Annotated in this window: 19 protein-coding genes; 11 read left to right on the top strand and 8 right to left on the bottom strand. The window is 44.0% G+C overall.

Going from position 1 to position 21,117, the window contains the following annotated elements; all coding sequences use genetic code 11:
* Positions 1-56 precede the first annotated feature (56 nt).
* From OCU46_RS16970 to OCU46_RS16955, 4 genes are all read left to right on the top strand, one after another.
* Positions 57-1,652, top strand: coding sequence for a bifunctional aspartate transaminase/aspartate 4-decarboxylase (locus tag OCU46_RS16970; protein WP_141270337.1), 1,596 nt, complete (start codon positions 57-59; stop codon positions 1,650-1,652).
* A 424-nt stretch (positions 1,653-2,076) separates the two neighbouring features.
* Positions 2,077-3,036 (top strand): TRAP transporter substrate-binding protein, encoded by a 960-nt coding sequence (locus OCU46_RS16965; RefSeq protein WP_141270339.1) that lies wholly within the window; start codon positions 2,077-2,079, stop codon positions 3,034-3,036.
* A 68-nt stretch (positions 3,037-3,104) separates the two neighbouring features.
* Positions 3,105-3,605: a TRAP transporter small permease gene (locus OCU46_RS16960; RefSeq protein ID WP_141270340.1), complete on the top strand. Its 501-nt coding sequence runs from the start codon at positions 3,105-3,107 to the stop codon at positions 3,603-3,605.
* Between the two features lies 1 nt (position 3,606).
* Complete coding sequence (locus OCU46_RS16955) at positions 3,607-4,911, top strand: TRAP transporter large permease (protein WP_141270342.1); 1,305 nt, start codon at positions 3,607-3,609, stop codon at positions 4,909-4,911.
* Between the two features lie 78 nt (positions 4,912-4,989).
* On the opposite strand, the gene OCU46_RS16950 is transcribed toward OCU46_RS16955, so the two are convergent.
* A complete protein-coding gene (locus OCU46_RS16950; RefSeq protein WP_141270344.1) occupies positions 4,990-5,661 on the bottom strand; it encodes a type 1 glutamine amidotransferase domain-containing protein in 672 nt (223 codons plus the stop codon).
* Between the two features lie 199 nt (positions 5,662-5,860).
* Between OCU46_RS16950 and OCU46_RS16945 the strand changes: the two genes are divergently transcribed.
* The 4 genes from OCU46_RS16945 to OCU46_RS16930 all read left to right on the top strand — a co-directional run bounded on the left by OCU46_RS16945 (position 5,861) and on the right by OCU46_RS16930 (position 11,369).
* Positions 5,861-6,199: a zinc ribbon domain-containing protein YjdM gene (locus OCU46_RS16945; protein WP_141270346.1), complete on the top strand. Its 339-nt coding sequence runs from the start codon at positions 5,861-5,863 to the stop codon at positions 6,197-6,199.
* A 228-nt stretch (positions 6,200-6,427) separates the two neighbouring features.
* Positions 6,428-7,588, top strand: coding sequence for an efflux RND transporter periplasmic adaptor subunit (locus OCU46_RS16940; RefSeq protein ID WP_141270348.1), 1,161 nt, complete (start codon positions 6,428-6,430; stop codon positions 7,586-7,588).
* Between the two features lie 3 nt (positions 7,589-7,591).
* On the top strand, positions 7,592-10,720 hold the full coding sequence (locus OCU46_RS16935; RefSeq protein ID WP_141270350.1) for an efflux RND transporter permease subunit: 3,129 nt from the start codon (positions 7,592-7,594) through the stop codon (positions 10,718-10,720).
* A 91-nt stretch (positions 10,721-10,811) separates the two neighbouring features.
* Positions 10,812-11,369, top strand: coding sequence for a hypothetical protein (locus OCU46_RS16930; protein ID WP_244311362.1), 558 nt, complete (start codon positions 10,812-10,814; stop codon positions 11,367-11,369).
* A gap of 148 nt (positions 11,370-11,517) precedes the next feature.
* On the opposite strand, the gene OCU46_RS16925 is transcribed toward OCU46_RS16930, so the two are convergent.
* The 4 genes from OCU46_RS16925 to OCU46_RS16910 form a co-directional block, all read right to left on the bottom strand.
* Positions 11,518-12,414: a DMT family transporter gene (locus OCU46_RS16925; RefSeq protein WP_141270686.1), complete on the bottom strand. Its 897-nt coding sequence runs from the start codon at positions 12,412-12,414 to the stop codon at positions 11,518-11,520.
* Between the two features lie 140 nt (positions 12,415-12,554).
* Complete coding sequence (locus tag OCU46_RS16920; protein ID WP_141270352.1) at positions 12,555-13,928, bottom strand: FUSC family protein; 1,374 nt, start codon at positions 13,926-13,928, stop codon at positions 12,555-12,557.
* Positions 13,925-14,800 (bottom strand): HlyD family secretion protein, encoded by an 876-nt coding sequence (locus OCU46_RS16915; protein ID WP_141270354.1) that lies wholly within the window; start codon positions 14,798-14,800, stop codon positions 13,925-13,927. The genes OCU46_RS16920 and OCU46_RS16915 overlap by 4 nt, the downstream gene beginning before the upstream one ends.
* An 8-nt stretch (positions 14,801-14,808) precedes the next feature.
* The gene (locus OCU46_RS16910; protein ID WP_141270356.1) at positions 14,809-15,012 is read right to left on the bottom strand and encodes a DUF1656 domain-containing protein; all 204 of its coding nucleotides are present in this window, start codon (positions 15,010-15,012) and stop codon (positions 14,809-14,811) included.
* A gap of 202 nt (positions 15,013-15,214) precedes the next feature.
* On the opposite strand from OCU46_RS16910, the gene OCU46_RS16905 reads away from it, so the two are divergent.
* Positions 15,215-16,117 carry a LysR family transcriptional regulator gene (locus tag OCU46_RS16905; protein WP_141270357.1) on the top strand — a complete coding sequence of 301 codons (903 nt, stop codon included), beginning with the start codon at positions 15,215-15,217 and terminating at the stop codon, positions 16,115-16,117.
* A gap of 105 nt (positions 16,118-16,222) precedes the next feature.
* Here the strand turns inward: OCU46_RS16905 and OCU46_RS16900 are convergent, their stop codons facing one another.
* The 3 genes from OCU46_RS16900 to OCU46_RS16890 form a co-directional block, all read right to left on the bottom strand.
* Complete coding sequence (locus tag OCU46_RS16900; protein WP_141270359.1) at positions 16,223-17,590, bottom strand: TrkH family potassium uptake protein; 1,368 nt, start codon at positions 17,588-17,590, stop codon at positions 16,223-16,225.
* Positions 17,587-18,249, bottom strand: a complete 663-nt coding sequence (locus OCU46_RS16895; RefSeq protein ID WP_141270361.1) for a potassium channel family protein — start codon at positions 18,247-18,249, stop codon at positions 17,587-17,589. The genes OCU46_RS16900 and OCU46_RS16895 overlap by 4 nt, the downstream gene beginning before the upstream one ends.
* Before the next feature lie 197 nt (positions 18,250-18,446).
* Positions 18,447-19,076, bottom strand: coding sequence for a 3'-5' exonuclease (locus OCU46_RS16890; protein WP_141270363.1), 630 nt, complete (start codon positions 19,074-19,076; stop codon positions 18,447-18,449).
* A 131-nt stretch (positions 19,077-19,207) separates the two neighbouring features.
* On the opposite strand from OCU46_RS16890, the gene OCU46_RS16885 reads away from it, so the two are divergent.
* Both OCU46_RS16885 and OCU46_RS16880 read left to right on the top strand, forming a co-directional pair.
* Positions 19,208-20,503, top strand: coding sequence for an alpha/beta fold hydrolase (locus tag OCU46_RS16885; RefSeq protein WP_141270365.1), 1,296 nt, complete (start codon positions 19,208-19,210; stop codon positions 20,501-20,503).
* Between the two features lie 160 nt (positions 20,504-20,663).
* A complete protein-coding gene (locus tag OCU46_RS16880; protein WP_244311363.1) occupies positions 20,664-21,020 on the top strand; it encodes a hypothetical protein in 357 nt (118 codons plus the stop codon).
* Positions 21,021-21,117: the final 97 nt, after the last annotated feature.

Genomic DNA, 21,117 nt, shown 5'->3' with positions numbered 1-21,117 from the left:
CAATTGATTAGGGAGGGGATCGTCTTACCTAAAATTATTCAATTAAGGTTTTAAAAATGACTACTGCAACTACAAACATCGACTTTTCAAAATTCGCAGACCTAAGCCCATTCGAGCTAAAAGACAAACTTATCGAAGTGGCGCAAACTGTTCCTGACCGCGCTCTTCTAGACGCTGGCCGTGGTAACCCTAACTTTCTAGCAACCTTGCCTCGTAAAGCATTTATCCGTCTTGGTGAGTTCGCTGTAGCTGAAGCTGAACGTAACTACGCTTACCTTGGTGGTGATTTTGGTGGTATCCCTGATGGCGTTGGTATCGTTGAGCGTTTCGATACCTTTGCTAAAGAGTACTCAAATGACAAAGGTGTTCAGTTCATCGAGCGTGCACTTAGCTACGCTAAAGATCGTCTAGGCATCCAAAAACAAGCATTCCTTAACGAGCTAGTTCTTGCTTACCTTGCATGTAACTACCCTGTACCACCTCGCATGCTTGTGAACATTGAAAAAGTAGTTAAGCAATACATCGCAGAAGAAATGTACGGTCCTGTGCCAATGACGACAGACTTCGATCTATTTGCAACGGAAGGTGGCACGGCTTCAATGACCTACACATTCCAAACTATGTTCAACAACGGCCTATTGAAAAAAGGCGATAAAGTAGCGCTAATCACGCCAATCTTTACTCCTTACCTAGAAATTCCAGAGCTTTCTGAGTACGAATTAGACGTTGTTGAGCTGCGCCTTGATGAGACGACTTGGCAGCTACCAATGTCTGAAATCGAGAAACTAGCTGATACAGATATCAAGCTACTTTGTGTGGTGAACCCTGCTAACCCAGCATCAGTAAAATTCTCTGACGAGACTTTGGAGAACCTAACAAACTTTGTGAATGAACAACGCAGTGATCTATTCATCATCACAGATGACGTTTATGGCACATTTGCCGATGACTTCGTATCTCTGTTTGCAAAACTACCGTACAACACGCTTTGTGTTTACTCGTTCTCTAAATACTTCGGCGCAACGGGCTGGCGTTTAGGTACCATTGGTATCCAACATAAAAATGTGTTTGACGACACACTACGTTCTTTCAGCGAAGAAAAACAATGCCAACTTGATGATCGCTACAAAACACTGACTCCAGAGCCACGTGAAATTAAGTTCATTGACCGCATCGTTGCAGATAGCCGTAGCGTAGCGTTGAACCACACCGCGGGTCTTTCTCTACCACAACAAGTCCAAATGGCGATGTTTGCTCTTACTTGCCTAATGGATTCTGAAGGTAGCTACAAAGCAGCATGTAAACGCATTATCCGCGAACGTTACACCACTTTATACAACAACATGGGTCTAGAAGTTGAAGAGAACAAAGATCGCGTTGATTACTACACACTACTAGAGCTGGATACTCTGGGTGGCAAACTCTACGGTCAGGAGTTCGTTGATTGGTTCAAAGAGAGCGGTAAAGGTAAAGATTTTCTATTCCGTCTAGCTCACGAAACTGGTGTTATTTTATTACCAGGCAAGGGTTTTGATACCGTGCATTCTTCTGTTCGCGTATCTCTAGCTAACCTAACTCATCACGACTATGAACTGATTGGTCGTGCCACACGCACTGTACTTGATGAGTACTTCCAAGAGTTCATGGCTTAATCTGAACTAGCAGAAAAGTAAGCCCCCAGATAGATAATTCTATCTGGGGGCTTTTATTTTTTCGATTAACAAAAAACACCATACCCCAACAAAATCAACAACTTAATAACAACCCTTCTTGCATATACCGATTGAAATAGATGAGAGCAGGTTTGCATTTTTACCCATTTAGACAAAAAAGCCTCTTTTACATTCACTGCGTGAATATACATTTATGATGCAACGTTTCATTGTTCAAAAAACAAACTTGTGACAAGGGACTGTTATTACAGATAAAACAGTCATAAATCAGTCTTAGTGAGAGTTGGCTCGAAAATATCCGTTTATTTGTAATATAAGATTACTTTGCTTTTACATTGACGGCGTGAATTATTCCGCCGGATACACGAATAAAAATCCATAACGATAAGAAAGGACATCGTAAATGAAAAAGACTCTCGTAACCCTAGTCGCTACCTCGGTTCTGGCCGCTTTCGGCGTTAACGCAAAAACCCTAACGTTAGGTCATGCTATGAACCTAGACAGTGCCGCTCACGCTGGCATGGTTATCTTCGCAGACAAAGTCAAAGAGAAGTCAGATGGAGATATCAATGTTAAGATCTTCCCTAATGGCATGCTAGGATCTGAACGCGACCAAGCTGAACAAGTGGTCACTGGCGCTTTAGACATGGCTAAAATCAATGGCTCATTAGCAGAATCGTTTGAACCGACGTACAAAGCAATTTCTATTCCCTATTTATTCCGCGATTCAAACCATATGCACACTTTCATGCGCAGTGAATCTGCTGAAAAGTTACTTGCTTCAAGTGCAGGCAAGGGCTTTGTTGGCATCACTTTGTATGACTCAGGCTCACGTAGTTTCTACAGCTCAAAACCTATCAACACCCCAGAAGATTTAGCTGGTCTTAAGATCCGCGTTCCTGAATCACCAACGATGATGGAAATGGTTCGTCTTCTTGGCGCTCGAGCAACACCAGTGCCATTCACAGAAGTGTATACAGCACTACAGCAAGGCGTTATTGACGCTGCAGAGAACAACATTTCGAGCCTAGTTGAGATGAGGCACTCTGAAGTAGCTAAATACTACTCTATGGACCAGCACATGATGACTCCTGATTTGATCATGATCTCTGAAGCGACTTGGGCAAGTCTAAATCCTGAACAACAAAAAATTGTAAAGGAAGCGGCTATTGAGTCTATGGAAGAAGAAATCAAGATCTGGGCGGCAACCGACGAGAAGAACATGAAGATTGCTAAAGAGTCAGGCGTAACCTTTATTGACGTCGACACAAGCAAGTTCCGCGAGAAGGTACTTCCTATGATTGAGGATGCAAAACAAGACCCTACATTGAAGTACTACATCGATTCTATCGAAGCTATGTAATCACCTTTAACTCTCATAGATGCCCTCTTTATAGAGGGCTTATTTTGCTGATTTGACGTGGAGGGAAGATGTACTCAGTTTTACGTCAGTTTAAAACAATCCTAGACAAGAGCATTCTCACCTTCTGTGGAATAGCAATAGTCACACTGGTCATCACAGTGACATGGCAGGTATTTAGCCGTTATGTACTTAATGACCCAAGCTCATTTACTGATGAATTAGCTCGCTACACCATGATCTGGTTTGGTCTTGCTGGCGCTAGCTATTTGTTTGGTAAAAATGGACACCTTGCTATCACCTTGTTCATTGGCTCGGTCAAAGCGAAGCATCGCAAATACTATCACGTACTGATTAACCTAGTTTCTGTGGCATTTATCAGTTTAGCTATGGTCAAAGGCGGTATGTTGCTGATGAGTCGCACTATGATGCAGTTCTCTCCAGCACTGCAGATCCCTATGGCATATGTTTACCTGATCTTGCCTCTTTCTGGAGTCATTATGCTCATCTATCTTGCATTGAATACTGCTGAAGTCTTCGCTCCTGCTCAAAACATCAAGGAAGGCCAATAGTATGGATATCTCAATCGGCTTTTGGCTACTGTGTTTATTTCTATTTCTGATCGCCTTCAGCGTACCTATCGCAATAGCCATCGCTATGTCTTCACTCGTGATCATGTGCACTATTTTGCCAACCAATGTCGCCTTTATGACAGCGGGCCAGAAAATAGTGACCGGTATAGATAGCTTCAGTTTACTCGCAATACCCTTCTTTATTCTCGCCGGTAACATTATGAACCGCGGGGGCATTGCATCGCGACTTGTGCAGTTTGCCAAAATATTAGTTGGCCGCTTACCTGGCGCACTGTCTCACGTAAACGTACTGGCTAATATGTTATTTGGTTCTGTGTCTGGCTCTGCAGTTGCAGCGGCAGCAGCGGTTGGTAAAACCCTTGAGCCTGAGCTCGAAAAAGAAGGCTATGACAAGTCTTACTCAACGGCGGTTAACGTGGCGTCCTGCCCTGCAGGCTTGCTAATTCCACCAAGTAACTCATTGATTGTCTTCTCTGTAGTGAGTGGTGGTACGTCAATCGCAGCGCTCTTTATAGCGGGTTATGTCCCAGGTATCTTGATGGGTCTTAGCTGTATGGTGGTGGCTTATATCATCGCTAAGAGAAAGGGCTACAAGAGCACTGCAATTGAGCTTACCCTGCGTGAAAAGCTCATCATCACGTGGCGTGCCATACCCAGCTTAGGGTTGGTAGTTGTCGTCATTGGCGGCATCATCGGCGGTGTCTTTACCGCAACTGAAGGGGCCTGTATTGCGGTTCTCTACTCATTTGGTCTTTCGCTTTGTTATCGAACGTTAGGTGTCAAAGAGCTCAAAACTATTTGTGTGGAAACGGCTGAAATCACAGGCATCATGCTGTTCTTGATTGGTGCTTCAACCATCATGTCATGGGCAATGGCCTTTACTGGCCTGCCGAGCATGATCAGCGAATGGATGCTCTCTATCTCTGACAATCCAATCATCATCTTTATCCTAATGAACATCATCTTGCTCATTGTCGGGATGTTTATGGATTTAACCCCTGCGGTATTGATCTTCACGCCAATATTCATGCCTATTGCAACACAACTGGGCATGCACCCAATTCACTTCGCAATGATGATGATCTTCAACTTGTGTATTGGTATTGCAACTCCACCGGTGGGCACCGCGCTGTTTGTTGGCTGTAGTGTAAGCGGAGCAAGGATTGAAAGCGTAATTCGCTCAATACTGCCATTCTGCGCTGTGTTGATCGCCACTCTATTGCTAATCACTTTTGTACCAGCAATTAGCTTGGCACTACCTAAAGCGTTTGGTTTGATTAACTAAATTCGTTTATAAAACCACACCAACAAAAACGCCTCTTGACTAAGTTAGCCTAGAGGCGTTTTTTATTGTTAGTAAGATTTAAGAAAGCAACTTCACCAAGGCTTTACCCACCGCGCTCGCGCTGGTCGGGTTCTGTCCGGTAATTACTCGCTCATCAACAATGACTAACTCTTGCCACGGCTGAACCTTGTTATAACGAGCAGCGCTTCTTGCCAAAGATTCTTCTAGTAAAAATGGAATGTCATTGATGGTGCCAAAGTCTATTTCCTCTTCTCGAGTGAAGCCTGTCACCGACTTCGACTCAAGCAGTGTTTCACCGTTACTTAGCTTAATAGGCAGCAGCGCACCGGGGCCATGGCATACCGCTGAGATAATGCCACCAGCCTCATAATGTTTCGCTGCAATACTAGCGAAGTCTTCATTCGTCGCAAGATCTGAAAGTAGGCCAAACCCACCCGGATAGAAGATAGCGTCATAATCTCCGATATTCACCGCAGATACGGGGATCGTATTGTTGACGCGGTTCTGAAAATCGCTATTGGCTAGAATATCTGCATTTACGCTATCCCCCTCAATATCAGTCCCATAAAGAGGGGCTTTACCACCTTGTATAGAGGCAATGTCATAGTCAAAACCAGCGGCAAGAATGGCATGCAATGCATGAGTCAGCTCCGGTGCATAAGTGCCATTGGCTTGGTCGGTTTCACCCAGTGTCGCATGATTGGTAACGGGAATAAGTACTTTGGTCATTGTCTATCCTTTAGAGCGAAATAAAGTGCTGTGAGATTAGAGAGTAGTAGCTAATTGCTTGATGGGTAATGGAAATGTGCGTTCCAGCAGTCAATAGCACGTGATTGCATTGGTAAAAGTGACTAACACTTCCCCTCTCGCCAATGTCTTTAAATCTCAGTACCATAGGTCAAAACGTTCAATCAGATGGAATCCCAGCATGTATCTTCCTCCTTGCCCAAATTGCAGTTCAGAATACATTTACCAAGACCAAAACAATCTTGTTTGCCCTGAATGTGCCTATGAGTGGAACCCAACTCAAGATGCTATAGAAGCAGAAGCATCCGCTGTTCGTGACATTAATGGCAACAAGTTAGAACAAGGTGACAAGATCACCATCATCAAAGACCTGAAAGTTAAAGGCAGCTCGTCAGTAGTAAAAATTGGCGCCAAAGGGATAGTTAAACGAGTTACCGTGGCCAAAGATCATCAGTTAGATTGTAAAATTGAAGGCTGGGGCGAAATACTCATTACCGCTAAATATGTAAAAAAAGCATAGGACAGCTTCTCGCTCTCACTCCATTAAATTAACGTACAGTTTTAAAATTTTTTGGGGCATCTAGCCAAGATGCTCCAATTTCTTCCAAACTTGCATCAAGCCTTTCTCAGCATAACTTTCCAGAAAAATAACCATAGTAATCATATACAGCGTTAACCCTGCATTAACCATGCAGTTGTTATACCTGTGGCTATATTTATCTAATACTTTTCTGATTACGGTGTCCCAATGCATTTTTCTGCCCCACTACGGTTGTCCTTATGCTTTTTACTGCCTTTCACTCTGCTAGGTTGTGGAGAACAAGCACAAGAGCAAAGGCCTGTTGCAGGCCCCGTTCATGTTGATGTTCTAAATTTGACCCCAACAAGATTGCGATTAACCACAGAGTTGCCAGGACGTATTGCCGCCTTTAAACAAGCCGAAGTCAGGCCGCAGGTCACCGGGATTCTTAAAAGTCGACTATATGAAGAAGGCTCACAAGTTGAAGCTGGGGATGTACTGTATGAAATTGACCCAACAACTTATCAGTCGAATGTAAACAGTGCCCAAGCACAACTAGCGAAAGCGCAGACTACTGAAGCAACCAATAAAAAAACCGCTCTTCGCTATAAAGAGCTTTTGAAGAAAAAGCTCACTAGCCAGCAGGACTATGATGATGCAGATGCTGCTTATAAAGAAGCACAGGCAGAAGTAGCGATTAATCAAGCTGCCCTCGATTACGCCAACATTGAGCTCTCTTACACTAAGATTAAAGCCCCTATCTCCGGCCAAGCGGGTCTTTCTTTGGTATCAGAAGGGTCTTTACTGACCGCAGAACAGTCTTCATACCTGACCACAATTGTACAAACCTCGAATGTCTACGTGGACATGCAGCAGTCCTCTCTATCCATCCATAAAATGAAGCAAGATTTTGCAGATTTTAAAGATGAAAAGGCGGATATCCCTGTTTCTATCACATTAGAAGATGGTAGCGCTTATGAGCAAGTGGGCCACCTAGAGTTTGCTGATACTCAAGTTTCAAACTCAACCGGTACAGTCACGCTACGTGCGATCATACCAAACCCAAACAATACGCTATTAGCAGGCATGTATGTACGCGCTCATATCTCAATGCCTGAAGCGCGTGACTATTTAGTTGTTCCACAATCAGCAGTCGTCAGAAGCCAATCTGGAGTGCCTTCGGTATTCACCGTTAATCAAGAAGGAAAAACTGTGAAAAAGACGGTCGTACTGGATGATGAAGTCGATAACGGCTGGGTGGTTAAAGAAGGGCTAGTCGCCGGCGATCAAGTCGTGATTAGTAACATCATCAATATGAAAAACGACATCGCAGTCATTATTGATAGCAGTACCGAAAGTGCGTCCTCCACACCAGATGTGGAGCAGTAAACAATGTCTTTATCCAACTTTTTCATTAATAGACCGATTTTCGCTTGGGTAATCTCCATCGTAATTATGCTTTCCGGTATAGCCGCGATATATACGCTACCTGTTGCGCAATACCCAACCATTGCGCCACCAGCGGTCACCATTTCAACGTCATATCCCGGTGCGTCAGCTAAAACCATTGAAGACAGCGTCACCCAAGTGATTGAGCAAGGTATGACGGGCCTTGATAACCTTTTATATATGTCTTCAAAAAGTGATTCTTCTGGTAGTGCAAGTATCACTCTCACCTTTAGCGCAGAGACAGACCCTGATATTGCCCAAGTGCAAGTGCAAAACAGCCTACAGCAAGTGAGTAACCGTCTGCCTGCTGCAGTGCAGAGCCAAGGTACTTCGGTTAGCAAAAGTACCTCAGGTTTCATGTCGGTCACAAACCTGTATTCGCCTGATGGCAGCATGACCGCAGGGGATATCCAAGACTACGCTAACTCAAGTATTAAAGATGTGATCAGTCGTGTTAATGGCGTTGGTGGCGTGACGATTTTCGGCCCTTCCTACGCCATGCGGATCTGGCTAGACCCTGCTAAATTAAACAGTTACAGCCTTACGCCCGTAGATATTTCTAATGCAGTTTCAGTGCAAAATAGCCAAGTAACCGTAGGGCAATTGGGCGGAACACCGGCAGTAGATTCACAGTTAATCAATGCTACAATCACCGCCCAAAGTTTGTTAACGACCGTTGATGAGTTTAAAAACATACTGATCAAGGTCGATAGCGATGGCTCACAAATCAAATTACAAGATGTGGCACGTGTCGAACTGGCAAGTGAAGACTCTTCTACAATCCCTTCCTATATGGGCAAGGAAGCATCGGGAATTGCAGTGACCCTCGCAACAGGGGCGAACTCACTAGATACCCAAAACGCGGTGGATGCAAAATTAGAACAACTCTCCAAAGGCTTTCCTGAAGGGCTAGCCATGGCTAAATCAACGGATAACAACCTGTTTATTCGCATCTCCATTAGCGAAGTAGTGAAAACCCTATTTGAAGCTGTGGCACTGGTATTCTTTGTAATGCTTTTGTTCTTACAAAACTTTCGCGCAACCTTGATTCCTACCATAGCCGTACCTGTCGTACTGTTAGGTACCTTTGCCGTGATGTCTGTCCTAGGGTTTTCAATCAATACCTTAACCATGTTTGGTTTGGTACTCGCGATCGGTCTACTTGTCGACGATGCGATTGTGGTGGTGGAAAATGTTGAGCGTCTAATGCATGAAGAAAACCTTTCACCATTAGAAGCAACCAAAAAATCGATGGGTCAGATCACTAGCGCACTGATTGGGATCACCATGGTGCTATCCGTTGTTTTCATTCCTATGGCCTTCATGTCTGGCTCAACAGGGGTTATCTACCAACAGTTTTCATTAACCATTGTTTCAGCGATGGTTCTATCCGTTGTCGTGGCACTCGTACTCACTCCGGTCTTGTGTGCAACACTACTAAAGCCTGCAGGGAAAGAGTCCAATTTTAAGGCTTTTGCGCTGTTCAATCGCGGATTTGACAAGTTATCTGCAAATTACCGCGGCTCAGTAAAACATGTTTTATTCCGCCCTCTGCGCTTTATTCTGATCTACGGACTGCTATTTGCCGGTACCGCATACCTGTACAACACCCTACCTAGTTCCTTCCTACCAAGCGAAGACCAAGGTGACTTCAACGTAATGGTGACAACGCCAACCGGAACCACACTTCAAAAAACCCAAGAAGTAATGCTCGATATAAAAGACTACTTTGAAGAGTATGAGCAAGACACCGTTAATCATGTATTTACTGTTGCTGGTTTCAATTTTTCAGGCTCAGGACAAAATGCAGGCATCGCTTTTATTGGACTAAAAGATTGGTCTGAGAGAACGGCTGATGGCACCGATGTCAATTCCATCATGGGTCGAGTTACTGAGCATTTTTCGACTTACAAAGATGCACAAATTTTTGCCTTTGGTAGTCCAGCTATCCGAGAACTTGGCACAGCTGATGGCTTTGATTTTTATTTGGAAGATATCAGCGGAATAGGCCATGACAAACTCATAGAAGTTCGTAATCAACTACTTGGAGCGATAGCACAAAGCCCTGTACTGCAAAAAACTCGACCAAATGGCTTAGAGGATACTGCGCAGCTATTCCTAGACGTAGATTATGAAAAAGCCAAAGTACTTGGCGTCGATATCGATGATATCAACCAATCGCTGTCCATTGCTTGGGCCTCCTCCTACGTCAATGACTTTATTGACCGCGGCCGCTCTAAAAAGGTCTACATTCAAGCGGATGCTGAATACCGCATGACACCAGAAGACTTAGATTTGTGGTTTGTACGAAATGATCAAGGTGAAATGGTGCCAATTTCAGCCTTTAGCACATCCCATTGGGGTAAAGGCTCACCACAATTGCAACGTTACAATGGTAACCCAGCCGTTGAGATCATAGGGGAAGCGGCGCCAGGTTACAGTACTGGTGAAGCGATGGCAGAGGTCGATAGATTAGCCGCAGAGATTTCAAATGATGTCCAGGTAAGTTGGACCGGCATGTCGTACCAAGAAATAGAAGCGGGTGACCAAGCACCTATTTTGTATGCCATTTCAATTTTGATGGTTTTCTTGTGCTTAGCTGCGCTGTATGAAAGCTGGAGCATTCCAATTGCTATCATTCTTGTGGTACCACTAGGCTTATTAGGGGCACTCGCTGCCATCATGCTACGAGGCCTTGAGAACGACGTTTATTTCCAAGTCGGTGTATTAACGACCATTGGTCTAACCGCCAAGAATGCCATTCTCATCGTAGAGTTTGCTAAGGAACTCTACGACAAAGGAGTGAACATTATCGATGCGACCGTACAGGCCTGTGAAATGCGCCTACGCCCTATCATCATGACTTCACTGGCATTTGGATTAGGCGTATTGCCACTGGTTATTAGTACTGGTGCGGGTGCCAATGCACGCAACGCGATTGGCACCTCGGTAATGGGGGGCATCATGGCAGCCACACTATTGGTTATCTATTTTGCACCACTATTCTTTGTCTTGATCTGTAAGGTATTCCACGTTGGGACAAAACAAATAGCAGTAAAAGAGGCCGAGTAGTTCGACTCGGCCGACATGAAGTTGAGCGCCGGTTAGCTCTAGGCGCTTAGACTAAGATTTAGATTCACATCAAATAATTAAAGGGAAGTTCATGTACAAACTAGCCAGTAAGATCTCAGCTATCTCGCTATTTGCGTGTTTTGTTGGAACGGTATCGGCCGAAGAACCGAACGTACCGACAGAAGCGCCTTACATTGTGCTTAGTGACAACCTAGACGAACCTAATGGATATGGTTTTTGTCTTGATACCTACGGGCCTGGTCAATCAGAGCTAATGCAAACTCACTCATGCAAACCAAAGACTAAGGCAGGCACTCCCAAAAATGACCCTGGTCATGATGTTCGCTTTGCGTATGATCCCGAAACCAAGAAAGTAAGCTCTTACGCCTTTGATAATCAATGTATGCAGGTTCTAACTGCCGTCGGAAAATCAGAATTTGCGTTACTCGAATGTAGCGATCACCCTCATCAAAAATTCATATACAATCAAGAAGATAACACTCTGAGGCTCGATAAAGATCAAAACTACTGCGTGGTTGTTGATTCAATAACCCAAGAAGCAGGTCCTTGGGTTAAGCGACCTCTGCAATTAGCTGAATGCAGTGAAATCGAATCATCACGAAAACAATGGTCCGTCATCTCCATGTAGTAGTGACGATATAAGATAAACCACCAAGCCTACTCCCCCAGCTCAAAGAAGCTTTGAGCTGGGTCTTTAAGGTGAAATCACTATAAAAGCCACCTAATCGCTATATAAATCCATTTTATAAGCTCGTCCTGATTCTTACATCAATTAACTACTTAGTTTGAAATGGCGCTAACAACTGCTTGCCAAATACGTTAATTAACGCGCCTGTAACGATCAAACTGCCGCCGATATAAGTCCAAATCGATGGAATCTCATTAAACACCCAAATACCGATCAAAGCAGAGAAGATAATTTGCACATAAGAATAAGCAGAGGCTTTACCTGCATCTTGAGTTTGCATTGCTTTGGTTAAGCCGTATTGGCCAATTTGTGTAAAGATACCAACCAGTACAAGCATGGCTGTGATAAACAAGCTTGGCCAAACAAAGTCATCTCCAATCAGGAACATAGACACAGGCAATGCGACTAGCGGAAAGTATAAGATGATGACAGAGCTGTCTTCTGTTTGACTGAGTTTTCTCACAATCACATAGGCGATAGAGCTGCCAAGAGCACCACACAAAGCAATCATAATGCTAAACATAGGCAGTTCACTTTGTTCGCCACCCATACTTGGCTGAACCATCACCAGTAAACCCGCCAAACAAAAAGCGATGCATATCATGGTGGATTGCTGAATGCGTTCTTTGAGTAGCAGTAGGCCAAGCAAGGCAGTAAATACGGGATGAACATATTGTAAAATAGTGGCCTCTGCTAGAGGCAATGTGGTTACTGCGTAATACACACACATCAAGGCACACGTGCCAACGGCACCACGCACAAACAGCAATGGTTTGTTGTTCCCCCACGGAGAAATGCCCTTTCGCTTAACATCTATGTAGCTGATGACTAAAGAAACTAACGCTCTTGCCGCTACAATCTCAAAAACAGGAATGCCATAGTTGCTTGTGTATTTCACACAGGCAGACATCAGCGCAAAACCAAAGGCAGAAAGAAGCATGAATCTAACCCCGACAGGGATCAGGGAAAAAGTAGAGGAAGGCATAGTACCTACAAACTGATTGAGAAAGTGGAGAATCATATACTAGATCATGAAAGACGACCTAGGCGTTTATGTTTAACAAAAGCACAATGTAAAAAATCAGCACCAACGTCAATCTGGTACTGATTTTTCATCATTGGTATTTACAGCGTTCGATATAACCTAATGTAGAACCCACCGATGGCTAAACAAACTCCCACTACGGTCAGCATTGTGATTGGTATAGTCAGTGAATAGCTAGGTGTTAAGTACAAAGCACTCATTGTCATTACCATCAAAAAGTTTACGCCCATTACCCTTTGTAGCGCCAATGAGGGTTGCGCTGTCACTCTCCATACCAAGAATACATTGATAAAGTAAAACAGCGCTAGCTGCCAGATTTCTGTAAACGCAGGCATGATAAGTACATACTGAGCCAAGAAAATCGCAGCCCATACCAAAATGCCCATTACCATCTGCCCAAATAATTGGTTAGGTAAGGTAACCAGCACATTAGCAAATATAGAGATCATCATCGGCATCATGTATGAGCCAGGAAGAGGGACATACCACCAAACGGTAAACCCAGTCACTAAAATGCTCAGTGAGCGAACCACATTGGCAATACGCCCTTCCAGCGGTAAGCCAAAGGCACTGTACTTAATTTTTGGAACCGAGTATTTGCACTCCATTCTTTCAACCCACGATTGCAATTCGCTTCTACCATTCATGGGGTTTGAGATCGTATGAGAAAGAATGCTCTCACCCGCTTTAATATCCTCTATTTGAACTGAGCGGCTGAGTTTGGGGGATTCAATCAACACTTCCATCAGTTCCATCGCCTGAATAACCACTCGCCATACATTGCGTTCATGCGAAAGCCTATGACTGCCATTTAACGGAAGATCAAGAATGGCTTTTAACTGGCTGAGATAGTTTCTTTGCGATTTATTTAACTCTGCATCCGGTTCGACTTTATTCAAAGCGAGACTCGAAAGCTTTTTCTTAAGGTTGCGGGCCGCAGGAGACAATAACTCGAAAAAGCTGTCTTCAACTTTTCTCGGCCACAACACACTGAACACCAAGCCAAAAACAAACAAGCCCAACAGAGTTTCTTGAATACGCAACACAGCAATATGAAAGGTGGTTGCGCCATCAAACGAACCCATGCCAGCTATCAGGGCACAAACCGTTGCCCCCATAGTGAACACATAGCCATATTTCTTATGTGAAGCCATATAAACGCAAAAGCACAGAAATATAGCGTAGAAAGAGATAAATAAGGCATGGTCTTGCGGGAAATACATCAGCAAGATCATAGCAAAACTAATCCCAAGTACCGTACCCAATAAGCGGTTACGAGCCTTTCTAACTGAATGAGAATATGTTTCGTTGGCTGCCGCAACAATAACGGTAATTGCAGCCCAATAAGGTTTCTCCCATCCAAACCAAATCGCCAACACAACTGATATCGTTAGTGCGAGCGCAACTTTGATCGAGTCCTGTGTTGAGCGACTAATTATTGACCCTTCCATCATTTAGACTCGCTGTCCTTCATGATCTTAACGGATGCGGTCATGCCAATGCGCAGCTGCACATCATTAGGTACATTGGTTAGCTTCACTTTTACTGGAATTCTTTGTGCTAGACGAATCCACTCAAAGTTAGGGTTGACCACTGGAAGTAAGCTATTACCGGTGCTTCCATCCTGCATGGAGATACCATAGCCAATACTTGTGATCTCTCCTTCTAACGCGTGCTCCGAGTGCGATAGCAAGGTCACCAAAGCTTGATCGCTATTATCAACGCCTTGCAGATCCGTTTCTTTAAAGAAGCCTTCTACCCAGAAACTATGCTCATCAATGAGTGCCACAACAGGCGTATTAGCTGTCACCTGAGAACCCTGTCGAAGCTGAAGGTTAGTGATGAAGCCATCAGTCGGAGCATAAACTTTGGTAAATTTCAGGTTCAATGCTGCCTCTTCGACAGCAGCTCGCATTACTTCAACGTTCGCTTTAGCCGTTTCTACCGCGTTACCCAAATTATTCAGGGTTAAAACAGGCACAGCACCAGGCGCTCGTTTTTCTAGATTAATGGCTCTTCGCTCTTCATCACGCGCTTTCTTCAACAAAGCACTCGCTTGCTTCTGGCTCGCTTTCGCCTTGTTCAAAGCTGCCTGATAAACACTCGGGTCAATTTCAAATAGCAAATCACCCTTTTTAACTTTAGAGTTGTCGTCGATAAGCACTTCTGTCACTTGTCCCGTCACTCGAGGGGTAACCTCAACGATATAAGCACGAACCTGTCCATCTCGCGTCCATGGATTTGAATCATAGGTAGAATAAAGTGAATAGCCGACAAAACTAGCGGCGATAGCGAAGATTAGGGTTGTTACATATCGCATCATCATGCTTTACCTTAAACTAAAAACCAAAAACGACTGATGAGCCCAGTAATGATCACTACTAGACTCAATTCAAAAATTGCGGGAGCAGCAATGTAACGGTAAAGACCAATACGATTACCCACATAAGAAAATAATGTTGTTGCGAGATAGGAAATCAGCACCGCCAACAACAATGGAGGAAAATACATCTCTCCTAGTACCACTTCACTTGGCATAGGTTTCGACCTCTAGCTCTGTTCAATAGCGCTAAGAATAAAGGTCTTTGTCTGGGTGCGTTAATCACGATTGACGGATAGAACCCTACATAAAAACCAAAATGAGGTGAATAATGTGCATTCTTTGGGTGGGATTAGTGGTCAAATTTGTTTTTAGTTGTTAATGTTTTAACTATAAATTTGACCGAATAGATCTCTGTATATGAATTTCAGTCTCGAACAACTGCTTGCCTTCGTCAACGTTTATGAACAACTCTCTTTTAGCAAGGCCGCAGTTAAGTTAAACAAGCACAGAACAACCATTGGGCAAGTTATCACTAACTTGGAAGACCAACTGGCAGTTACCCTTTTTAATAGAATTGGTCGTTCTGTAGAACCAACCGAAGATGGCCATCTTCTTTACCGTTATGCAAAACAAGCCATTGAACAAGCACGAACCTTTGATAAGGTAGCGCTTAGCCTCTCCTATGGGCAATTGGAAAGCATCAATATCGCCTATTCAAATATTCTGCCTCAGAAATTACTGGCTGCTATTCGCGTACAGCTAGATAAAGACTACCCGAATATGCGAGTGAATTTTGAAGCAAAGACAAAATCCGAAGTGAAAACGGGCATGAGCAATGGTGACTTACATTTTGCGCTAGTGAATATTCACGAAAGCTCAGCAATGCACAGCTTAGATGCGACCTTCTTAGGAAACCTTGAGTTTCTGCCTTTTGTGAAAAAAGACAGTGAAGTTACTAAGCTTTCATCAGACAAAGTGCAAGCGGCGCTACGAAACCAACGACAGTTTGTTTTAACGGCTCTTGTTAGTGATGGGATGAAGGACAAAATATTACTCTCTGCCAATCATGAAGAAATCGATCAGCTTTCTTTGATTGTTAAGCTGGTGCAAGAGGGAATGGGCTGGGCATTACTGCCTAGATCTCTAATGTCTTCAGACTACGTCAATGCGCACATGCAATACATTACCATGGACCAAATGAAGCGAGGCTTTAAGTTTGGTTTTGCCCTATGGTGTCCTCACTCCAAGCAGATTGCTACAGTGAAGAAATCCATACTCATGGCGATAAACAGCTTCATCGAAGGCTATCTAGTCGACTAAAGTGAAACAGCCTTGGCAATATGCCAAGGCTGTTTCACTTGTACCACTTCAACTTTCCAATATCACCATTGCGTTTGGTGCAGTAATTCTCCAGAAACGATATTCCTAGCCCGTAAACACTGGCTCTTCTGGGTATCTAACCAAGGTCTTCTCAGGTCTTGCAAGCATATAAGCTAAAGTCAAAGGTCCAATGCGTCCTATGATCATAACCACAACCATAATCAGCTTGCCCGGCTCAGAAAGTTGTGCGGTTAAACCACCGCTAACACCCACAGTGGCAAAGGCTGATATCACCTCAAAAATGACCATTTTAAAGGGCGCTTGCTCGGTAATCATCAATGCAAACATCGCTAAGAAAAGCAGAATGCCACTGACAACTATGATGGCAAGTGAGCGGACGATGGTTTGTGCACCTATAGTTCGATGAAACAGAACGACGTCTTTTTTCTGGCGTAAAAAGCTCCACGTGGCTACAGCGGCAACCACAAAGGTAGAAACCTTGATGCCGCCCCCCGTTGAGGTCGAGCCCGCTCCGATCAACATGAGTAGCATCATAAACAGCATGGCTGGAGAAGTAAGAGCAGCCAAATCGATACTATTAAAGCCTGCCGTGCGAGCCGTCGCCGATTGGAAGAAGGCTGCAAGCCATTGTTCCGAGGTAGACAAATGACCCAGTGTTGCTGCGTTATTTCTTTCAAGCAGCCAGAACATTAAGGTACCAACAATTAGCAAGGTTGGCGTGCCAATCAGCATGATCTTGGTATGTAATTGCAGGTGTCTAAACCCTTTATGCAAATTCGTCGACAGATCTCCCACAACGGTAAAGCCTAAACCACCCAAGATAAATAGTGCGGCCAAGCTACTAATGATCACAGGGTCGCCAACAAAGCTCACTAGGCTATCGGAAAACAATGAAAATCCGGCATTATTAAACGCAGATATAGAATGAAACAGAGCGTAGAACAGCCCTGTACTCCACCCCATCTCAGGTACCCACCTAAAGCTCAAAACTAAAAATCCAATCAACTCCGCTACCAAAGCAAAGATAATAATCTTCTTGACCAAGCCTCTTAGGTTGATTTTTCTGTCTTGTCCTAACGCTTCTTTTGCTAGTGCTTGTTGCTGCAGAGACAGTCTCACACCAAACATATACAGCAAGACGGCAGACAAAGTCATTTGCCCCAACCCACCAATTTGCATCAAGATCATCAACAAAATCTTTCCGCTCAAAGTAAAGTGTTGCCCCGTATCGACTACCCCTAGCCCTGTCACGCTAATGGCTGACGTTGCGGTAAATAGAGCGTCTGTCATAGAGAGCCCTGAAACAGAAAAAACAGGTAGCGTCAGGAGAACGGCTGAAGGAAGCAAGATCATCAAGAACGTCAGTACGATGATCTTGGGCTCTCCCCCTTTGCCTCCCTTTCGTTCTGGGCCTAGGGTATAAACTCGACTTTGATGGATTCTAGGGATCATAATGCACGTAATTTTTGAGCTAAATTGGCCTCAGGGCCGACAACGATAATGACATCGCCTATCTCAAGGCTTTTCTCATGACTGGGTGAAGAAATAACTTCAGGGCCCCGCTTAAGAGCGATAACGCTGACATCTTCTTCACTGCATAAAGACATATCAGATAGGGATTTCCCGAGCAGATTTGAGCTCACTACGACTTCGGTTAGAGCCAAGCCACTGCCCAGTGGATGGAAGTCTTTAACTCGCTTATCAATCATCTGATTAGCAATTCGAACTCCCATTTCTTTCTCAGGCATGATGACCCTATCAGCCCCTACTTTACTTAATATCTTGGCATGAAACTTATCATTGGCCTTTACCCAAACCGTCTTACAGTGCGCCTCTTTGAGTACTAATGTGGTGAGAATACTGGCATTAATATCACTACCAATCGCCACCATTACCATGTCGTATTCTTCAAGCTTTAACTCTGCAACTGTTTCTTCTTGAGTGCAGTTAGCCACAATCACCTCAGTCGAAAACTCGATTGCACTTTTGACTCGCTCTTCGTTAAGGTCCACAGCCAGTACCTGTGCGCCAGCCCGACTTAACTCCTGGCACACTGACAGACCAAATCGACCCAGACCTATCACGGCATACTGCTTTTTCGTTGATCTCATTTACTTCCTCCAATGACAGTATTTTGCTAAAACAAAAACTGTTGCGATTTGAAGTATAGTAAACATCTGATTTACATAACGAAATAATGAATAATTAAAAGATAGTTATCGAAGTTGGGAGGAAAATAAAACGATATTTACACTGTAAAGATAGGGCTTCCCTGCTTTTGAGATAGCAGGGAGAGTATTACGGTGGGTTATGCGCGAGCTTGTTGAGCCTGCTTACTAAGAAGCGTGTTTATTGCTCCCTTACTGGTTTTAGCGACTTTCTGCATAAAGGTGAACTCAGGCTCAATAACGCCCCTTGATTGCAGTTCCTGCAACATAACCATCCACAGCTTCGCCGTCATCTCAGAATCAGCCAGCGCGCGGTGGAAAACACCATCATGTTCAATGTTCTTGTATCGAACCAAATCACCAAGTTTATGCGTCGGTGCATCTTGATAGAGACGCCTGGCGATCAACATAGAGCAAGCAAATTGTCCTCGGTACTCTATCCCTAAGGGCGAAAGCTCTGCGTCTAAAAAGCGTTTATCAAAAGAGGCATTGTGCGCCACCATATTGCTATCGCCAACAAATGAAGCAAACTCACTCATCACCTCTGCACAACTTGGTGCAGTATGGAGCATATTGTTGGAGATGCCCGTATATCTCTCAATAAACGAGCTCACACGAAAGCCAGGGTTCATCAACTGCTGAAAGGTATCTACCACTTCTCCATTGATAAGTTTAACTGCGCCTATTTCAATAGCTCTGTCACCCATATTAGGGGATAGGCCGGTAGTTTCGAAATCGAGGACAACAACGGAATTGGCAGATGAGGGCATAAATACTCTGAGATAGTAGAATGAAAACCGAGGCATTCTAGCACGTACAGGAACCAGTTTCTTGTGGCTGCTACTTGGAAAATAACACAACAATCAGTAGGGTAGACAAAAAAAACACCCAAGGAAAATCAATGCACGGACATACTTTTATCAACGATGGTTGCTGCTATCACAATCACACCTTTGAAGCGCCACTTAATTACAGCGACCCAAAATCAGAAAAGCTCTCTATCTTTGCTAGAGAAGTCCGCTTAGTGGGTGACGAAAACAGCACTAAACCTTGGTTGATCTATTTTCAGGGTGGGCCAGGTTTCCCTTCCCCTCGCCCTAACGGTCACTCTGGCTGGTTAAAAGCCGCCTTACAGCGATATCGCGTTCTGTTACTAGACCAACGTGGCACAGGCCACAGCAGCGTTATCACCCACCAAACTTTGGCACATCTAAGCAGTACTGAGCAAGCCGAGTACCTGACTCACTTTAGAGCCGATAATATAGTGCGTGATGCTGAAACTCTTCGTGAAAAACTCGGTATAGAAAAGTGGGCTACGCTAGGGCAAAGCTATGGTGGATTTTGCACACTAGTTTACCTTTCGTTATATCCAGACAGCCTGCTTCAATGCTACGTCACCGGCGGAATCCCTTCAATCGATAGGCCTATTGATGACGTCTATGAAGCGACATTCAAGCGCACAAAAGATAAAAATAACGCGTTCTTTAGACAGTTCCCATTGGCTCAACAACTTTGCCAAAAAATCGCTAACCACCTAATTAATAAAGAAGAGTTTCTGCCTAATGGACAAAGGTTCACGGTGGAGCAATTTCAACAAGTGGGTATTAACTTTGGTATCAGCGATACCTTCTTACCTGTCTATTACCTATTAGAAAATGCATTTGTAGAATCTAATGGAGAAGAAGTTCTTAGCTACGAGTTCTTAAACGCCATGCTTTCTGAGCAAGCATTTCAGACCAATCCTATCTATGCCATTTTGCATGAGCCTATTTATTGCCAAGGGTTTGCCTCCCAATGGAGCGCTCATCGAGTTCGACAAAAGCATGAACAATTTAATTATCAACCAGGTCAATCCTTCTACTTCACAGGGGAGATGACCTTCCCTTGGATGTTTGAGCAATATACCAACCTTAAACCACTTCAAGGCGCAGCGACTCTTTTAGCTGAGAAAAGCGACTGGGGAGCCCTGTACAACCAAGATGTACTATCAAACAATAAAGTCCCTCTAAGCTGCGCGGTTTATGCCGACGACATGTTTGTTGAGATGGCGCTAAGCTGCGAGACACTGCGCAAGATACCAAACTCACAAGCATGGATAACCAATGAGTACGAACATAACGGTCTGCGTGCTGATGGAGAACGTATACTAGAAAAGTTATTTTCGATAGGGGATCAAACTGCGGCAACGTTAGTTTAGGTTTCTTTGGCCTAGGGCTTTAAAGCTCTAGGCCCTAACTTACAGCCAGCCTAAAATAATACAAATTGTCGTTAAAATGCATTCAATTGCTGTAAACTCCTTTCATTGTGATGCTTACTGGGTCACGAAGTTTGTTCATAGTTAATGATAAAGTTTGCCCTTGAAGCACGTTAAACCCTACCATTTAAGCGAATCCATTACCTATGTAGAACTATCTATGGCCTACGCTTCAAAACGTTTTCTTCTATTGAGCCGACTTCAGCAAGATGAAGCTCAAAAACGCCGCCAGTTTATCGAGAAATACTTAGCAGAGATCGAGCCTCACCTCTTCTTGGAAACCGAGAACTGGGAGCAATTTTGTGGCGAGCATTGTGAGACTATGCAAATAGATAAGCCAGATAGAGAAGAGTTTGCCAAATGGTGCTTCGATTTTAAGATGTGGCAGGGTGATTTATTTGTGCTTGCGCCGCAACTCGTCAATGTAGAACACACGGCTAATAGTCGGGTTAGCTATTAAGAACAACTGCGAACACCGATTATATTTAATTAGTGAGATAAGTAATAATTAAAATATAACCAGTTGCAGCATAAAAGATATGACAATAACAGGAACA

The sequence above is a fragment of the Vibrio comitans genome, assembly GCA_024346835.1.
Taxonomy (GTDB): domain Bacteria; phylum Pseudomonadota; class Gammaproteobacteria; order Enterobacterales; family Vibrionaceae; genus Vibrio; species Vibrio comitans.
This window is presented reverse-complemented; position numbering and strand designations above follow the sequence as displayed.

Excerpts from the sequence above, each read along its gene's own strand:
- OCU46_RS16970 (WP_141270337.1), top strand. The coding sequence starts at position 57 with ATGACTACTGCAACTACAAACATCGACTTTTCAAAATTCGCAGACCTA.
- OCU46_RS16965 (WP_141270339.1), top strand. The coding sequence starts at position 2,077 with ATGAAAAAGACTCTCGTAACCCTAGTCGCTACCTCGGTTCTGGCCGCT.
- OCU46_RS16960 (WP_141270340.1), top strand. The coding sequence starts at position 3,105 with ATGTACTCAGTTTTACGTCAGTTTAAAACAATCCTAGACAAGAGCATT.
- OCU46_RS16955 (WP_141270342.1), top strand. The coding sequence starts at position 3,607 with ATGGATATCTCAATCGGCTTTTGGCTACTGTGTTTATTTCTATTTCTG.
- OCU46_RS16950 (WP_141270344.1), bottom strand. The coding sequence starts at position 5,661 with ATGACCAAAGTACTTATTCCCGTTACCAATCATGCGACACTGGGTGAA.
- OCU46_RS16945 (WP_141270346.1), top strand. The coding sequence starts at position 5,861 with ATGTATCTTCCTCCTTGCCCAAATTGCAGTTCAGAATACATTTACCAA.
- OCU46_RS16940 (WP_141270348.1), top strand. The coding sequence starts at position 6,428 with ATGCATTTTTCTGCCCCACTACGGTTGTCCTTATGCTTTTTACTGCCT.
- OCU46_RS16935 (WP_141270350.1), top strand. The coding sequence starts at position 7,592 with ATGTCTTTATCCAACTTTTTCATTAATAGACCGATTTTCGCTTGGGTA.
- OCU46_RS16930 (WP_244311362.1), top strand. The coding sequence starts at position 10,812 with ATGTACAAACTAGCCAGTAAGATCTCAGCTATCTCGCTATTTGCGTGT.
- OCU46_RS16925 (WP_141270686.1), bottom strand. The coding sequence starts at position 12,414 with ATGCCTTCCTCTACTTTTTCCCTGATCCCTGTCGGGGTTAGATTCATG.
- OCU46_RS16920 (WP_141270352.1), bottom strand. The coding sequence starts at position 13,928 with ATGATGGAAGGGTCAATAATTAGTCGCTCAACACAGGACTCGATCAAA.
- OCU46_RS16915 (WP_141270354.1), bottom strand. The coding sequence starts at position 14,800 with ATGATGATGCGATATGTAACAACCCTAATCTTCGCTATCGCCGCTAGT.
- OCU46_RS16910 (WP_141270356.1), bottom strand. The coding sequence starts at position 15,012 with ATGCCAAGTGAAGTGGTACTAGGAGAGATGTATTTTCCTCCATTGTTG.
- OCU46_RS16905 (WP_141270357.1), top strand. The coding sequence starts at position 15,215 with ATGAATTTCAGTCTCGAACAACTGCTTGCCTTCGTCAACGTTTATGAA.
- OCU46_RS16900 (WP_141270359.1), bottom strand. The coding sequence starts at position 17,590 with ATGATCCCTAGAATCCATCAAAGTCGAGTTTATACCCTAGGCCCAGAA.
- OCU46_RS16895 (WP_141270361.1), bottom strand. The coding sequence starts at position 18,249 with ATGAGATCAACGAAAAAGCAGTATGCCGTGATAGGTCTGGGTCGATTT.
- OCU46_RS16890 (WP_141270363.1), bottom strand. The coding sequence starts at position 19,076 with ATGCCCTCATCTGCCAATTCCGTTGTTGTCCTCGATTTCGAAACTACC.
- OCU46_RS16885 (WP_141270365.1), top strand. The coding sequence starts at position 19,208 with ATGCACGGACATACTTTTATCAACGATGGTTGCTGCTATCACAATCAC.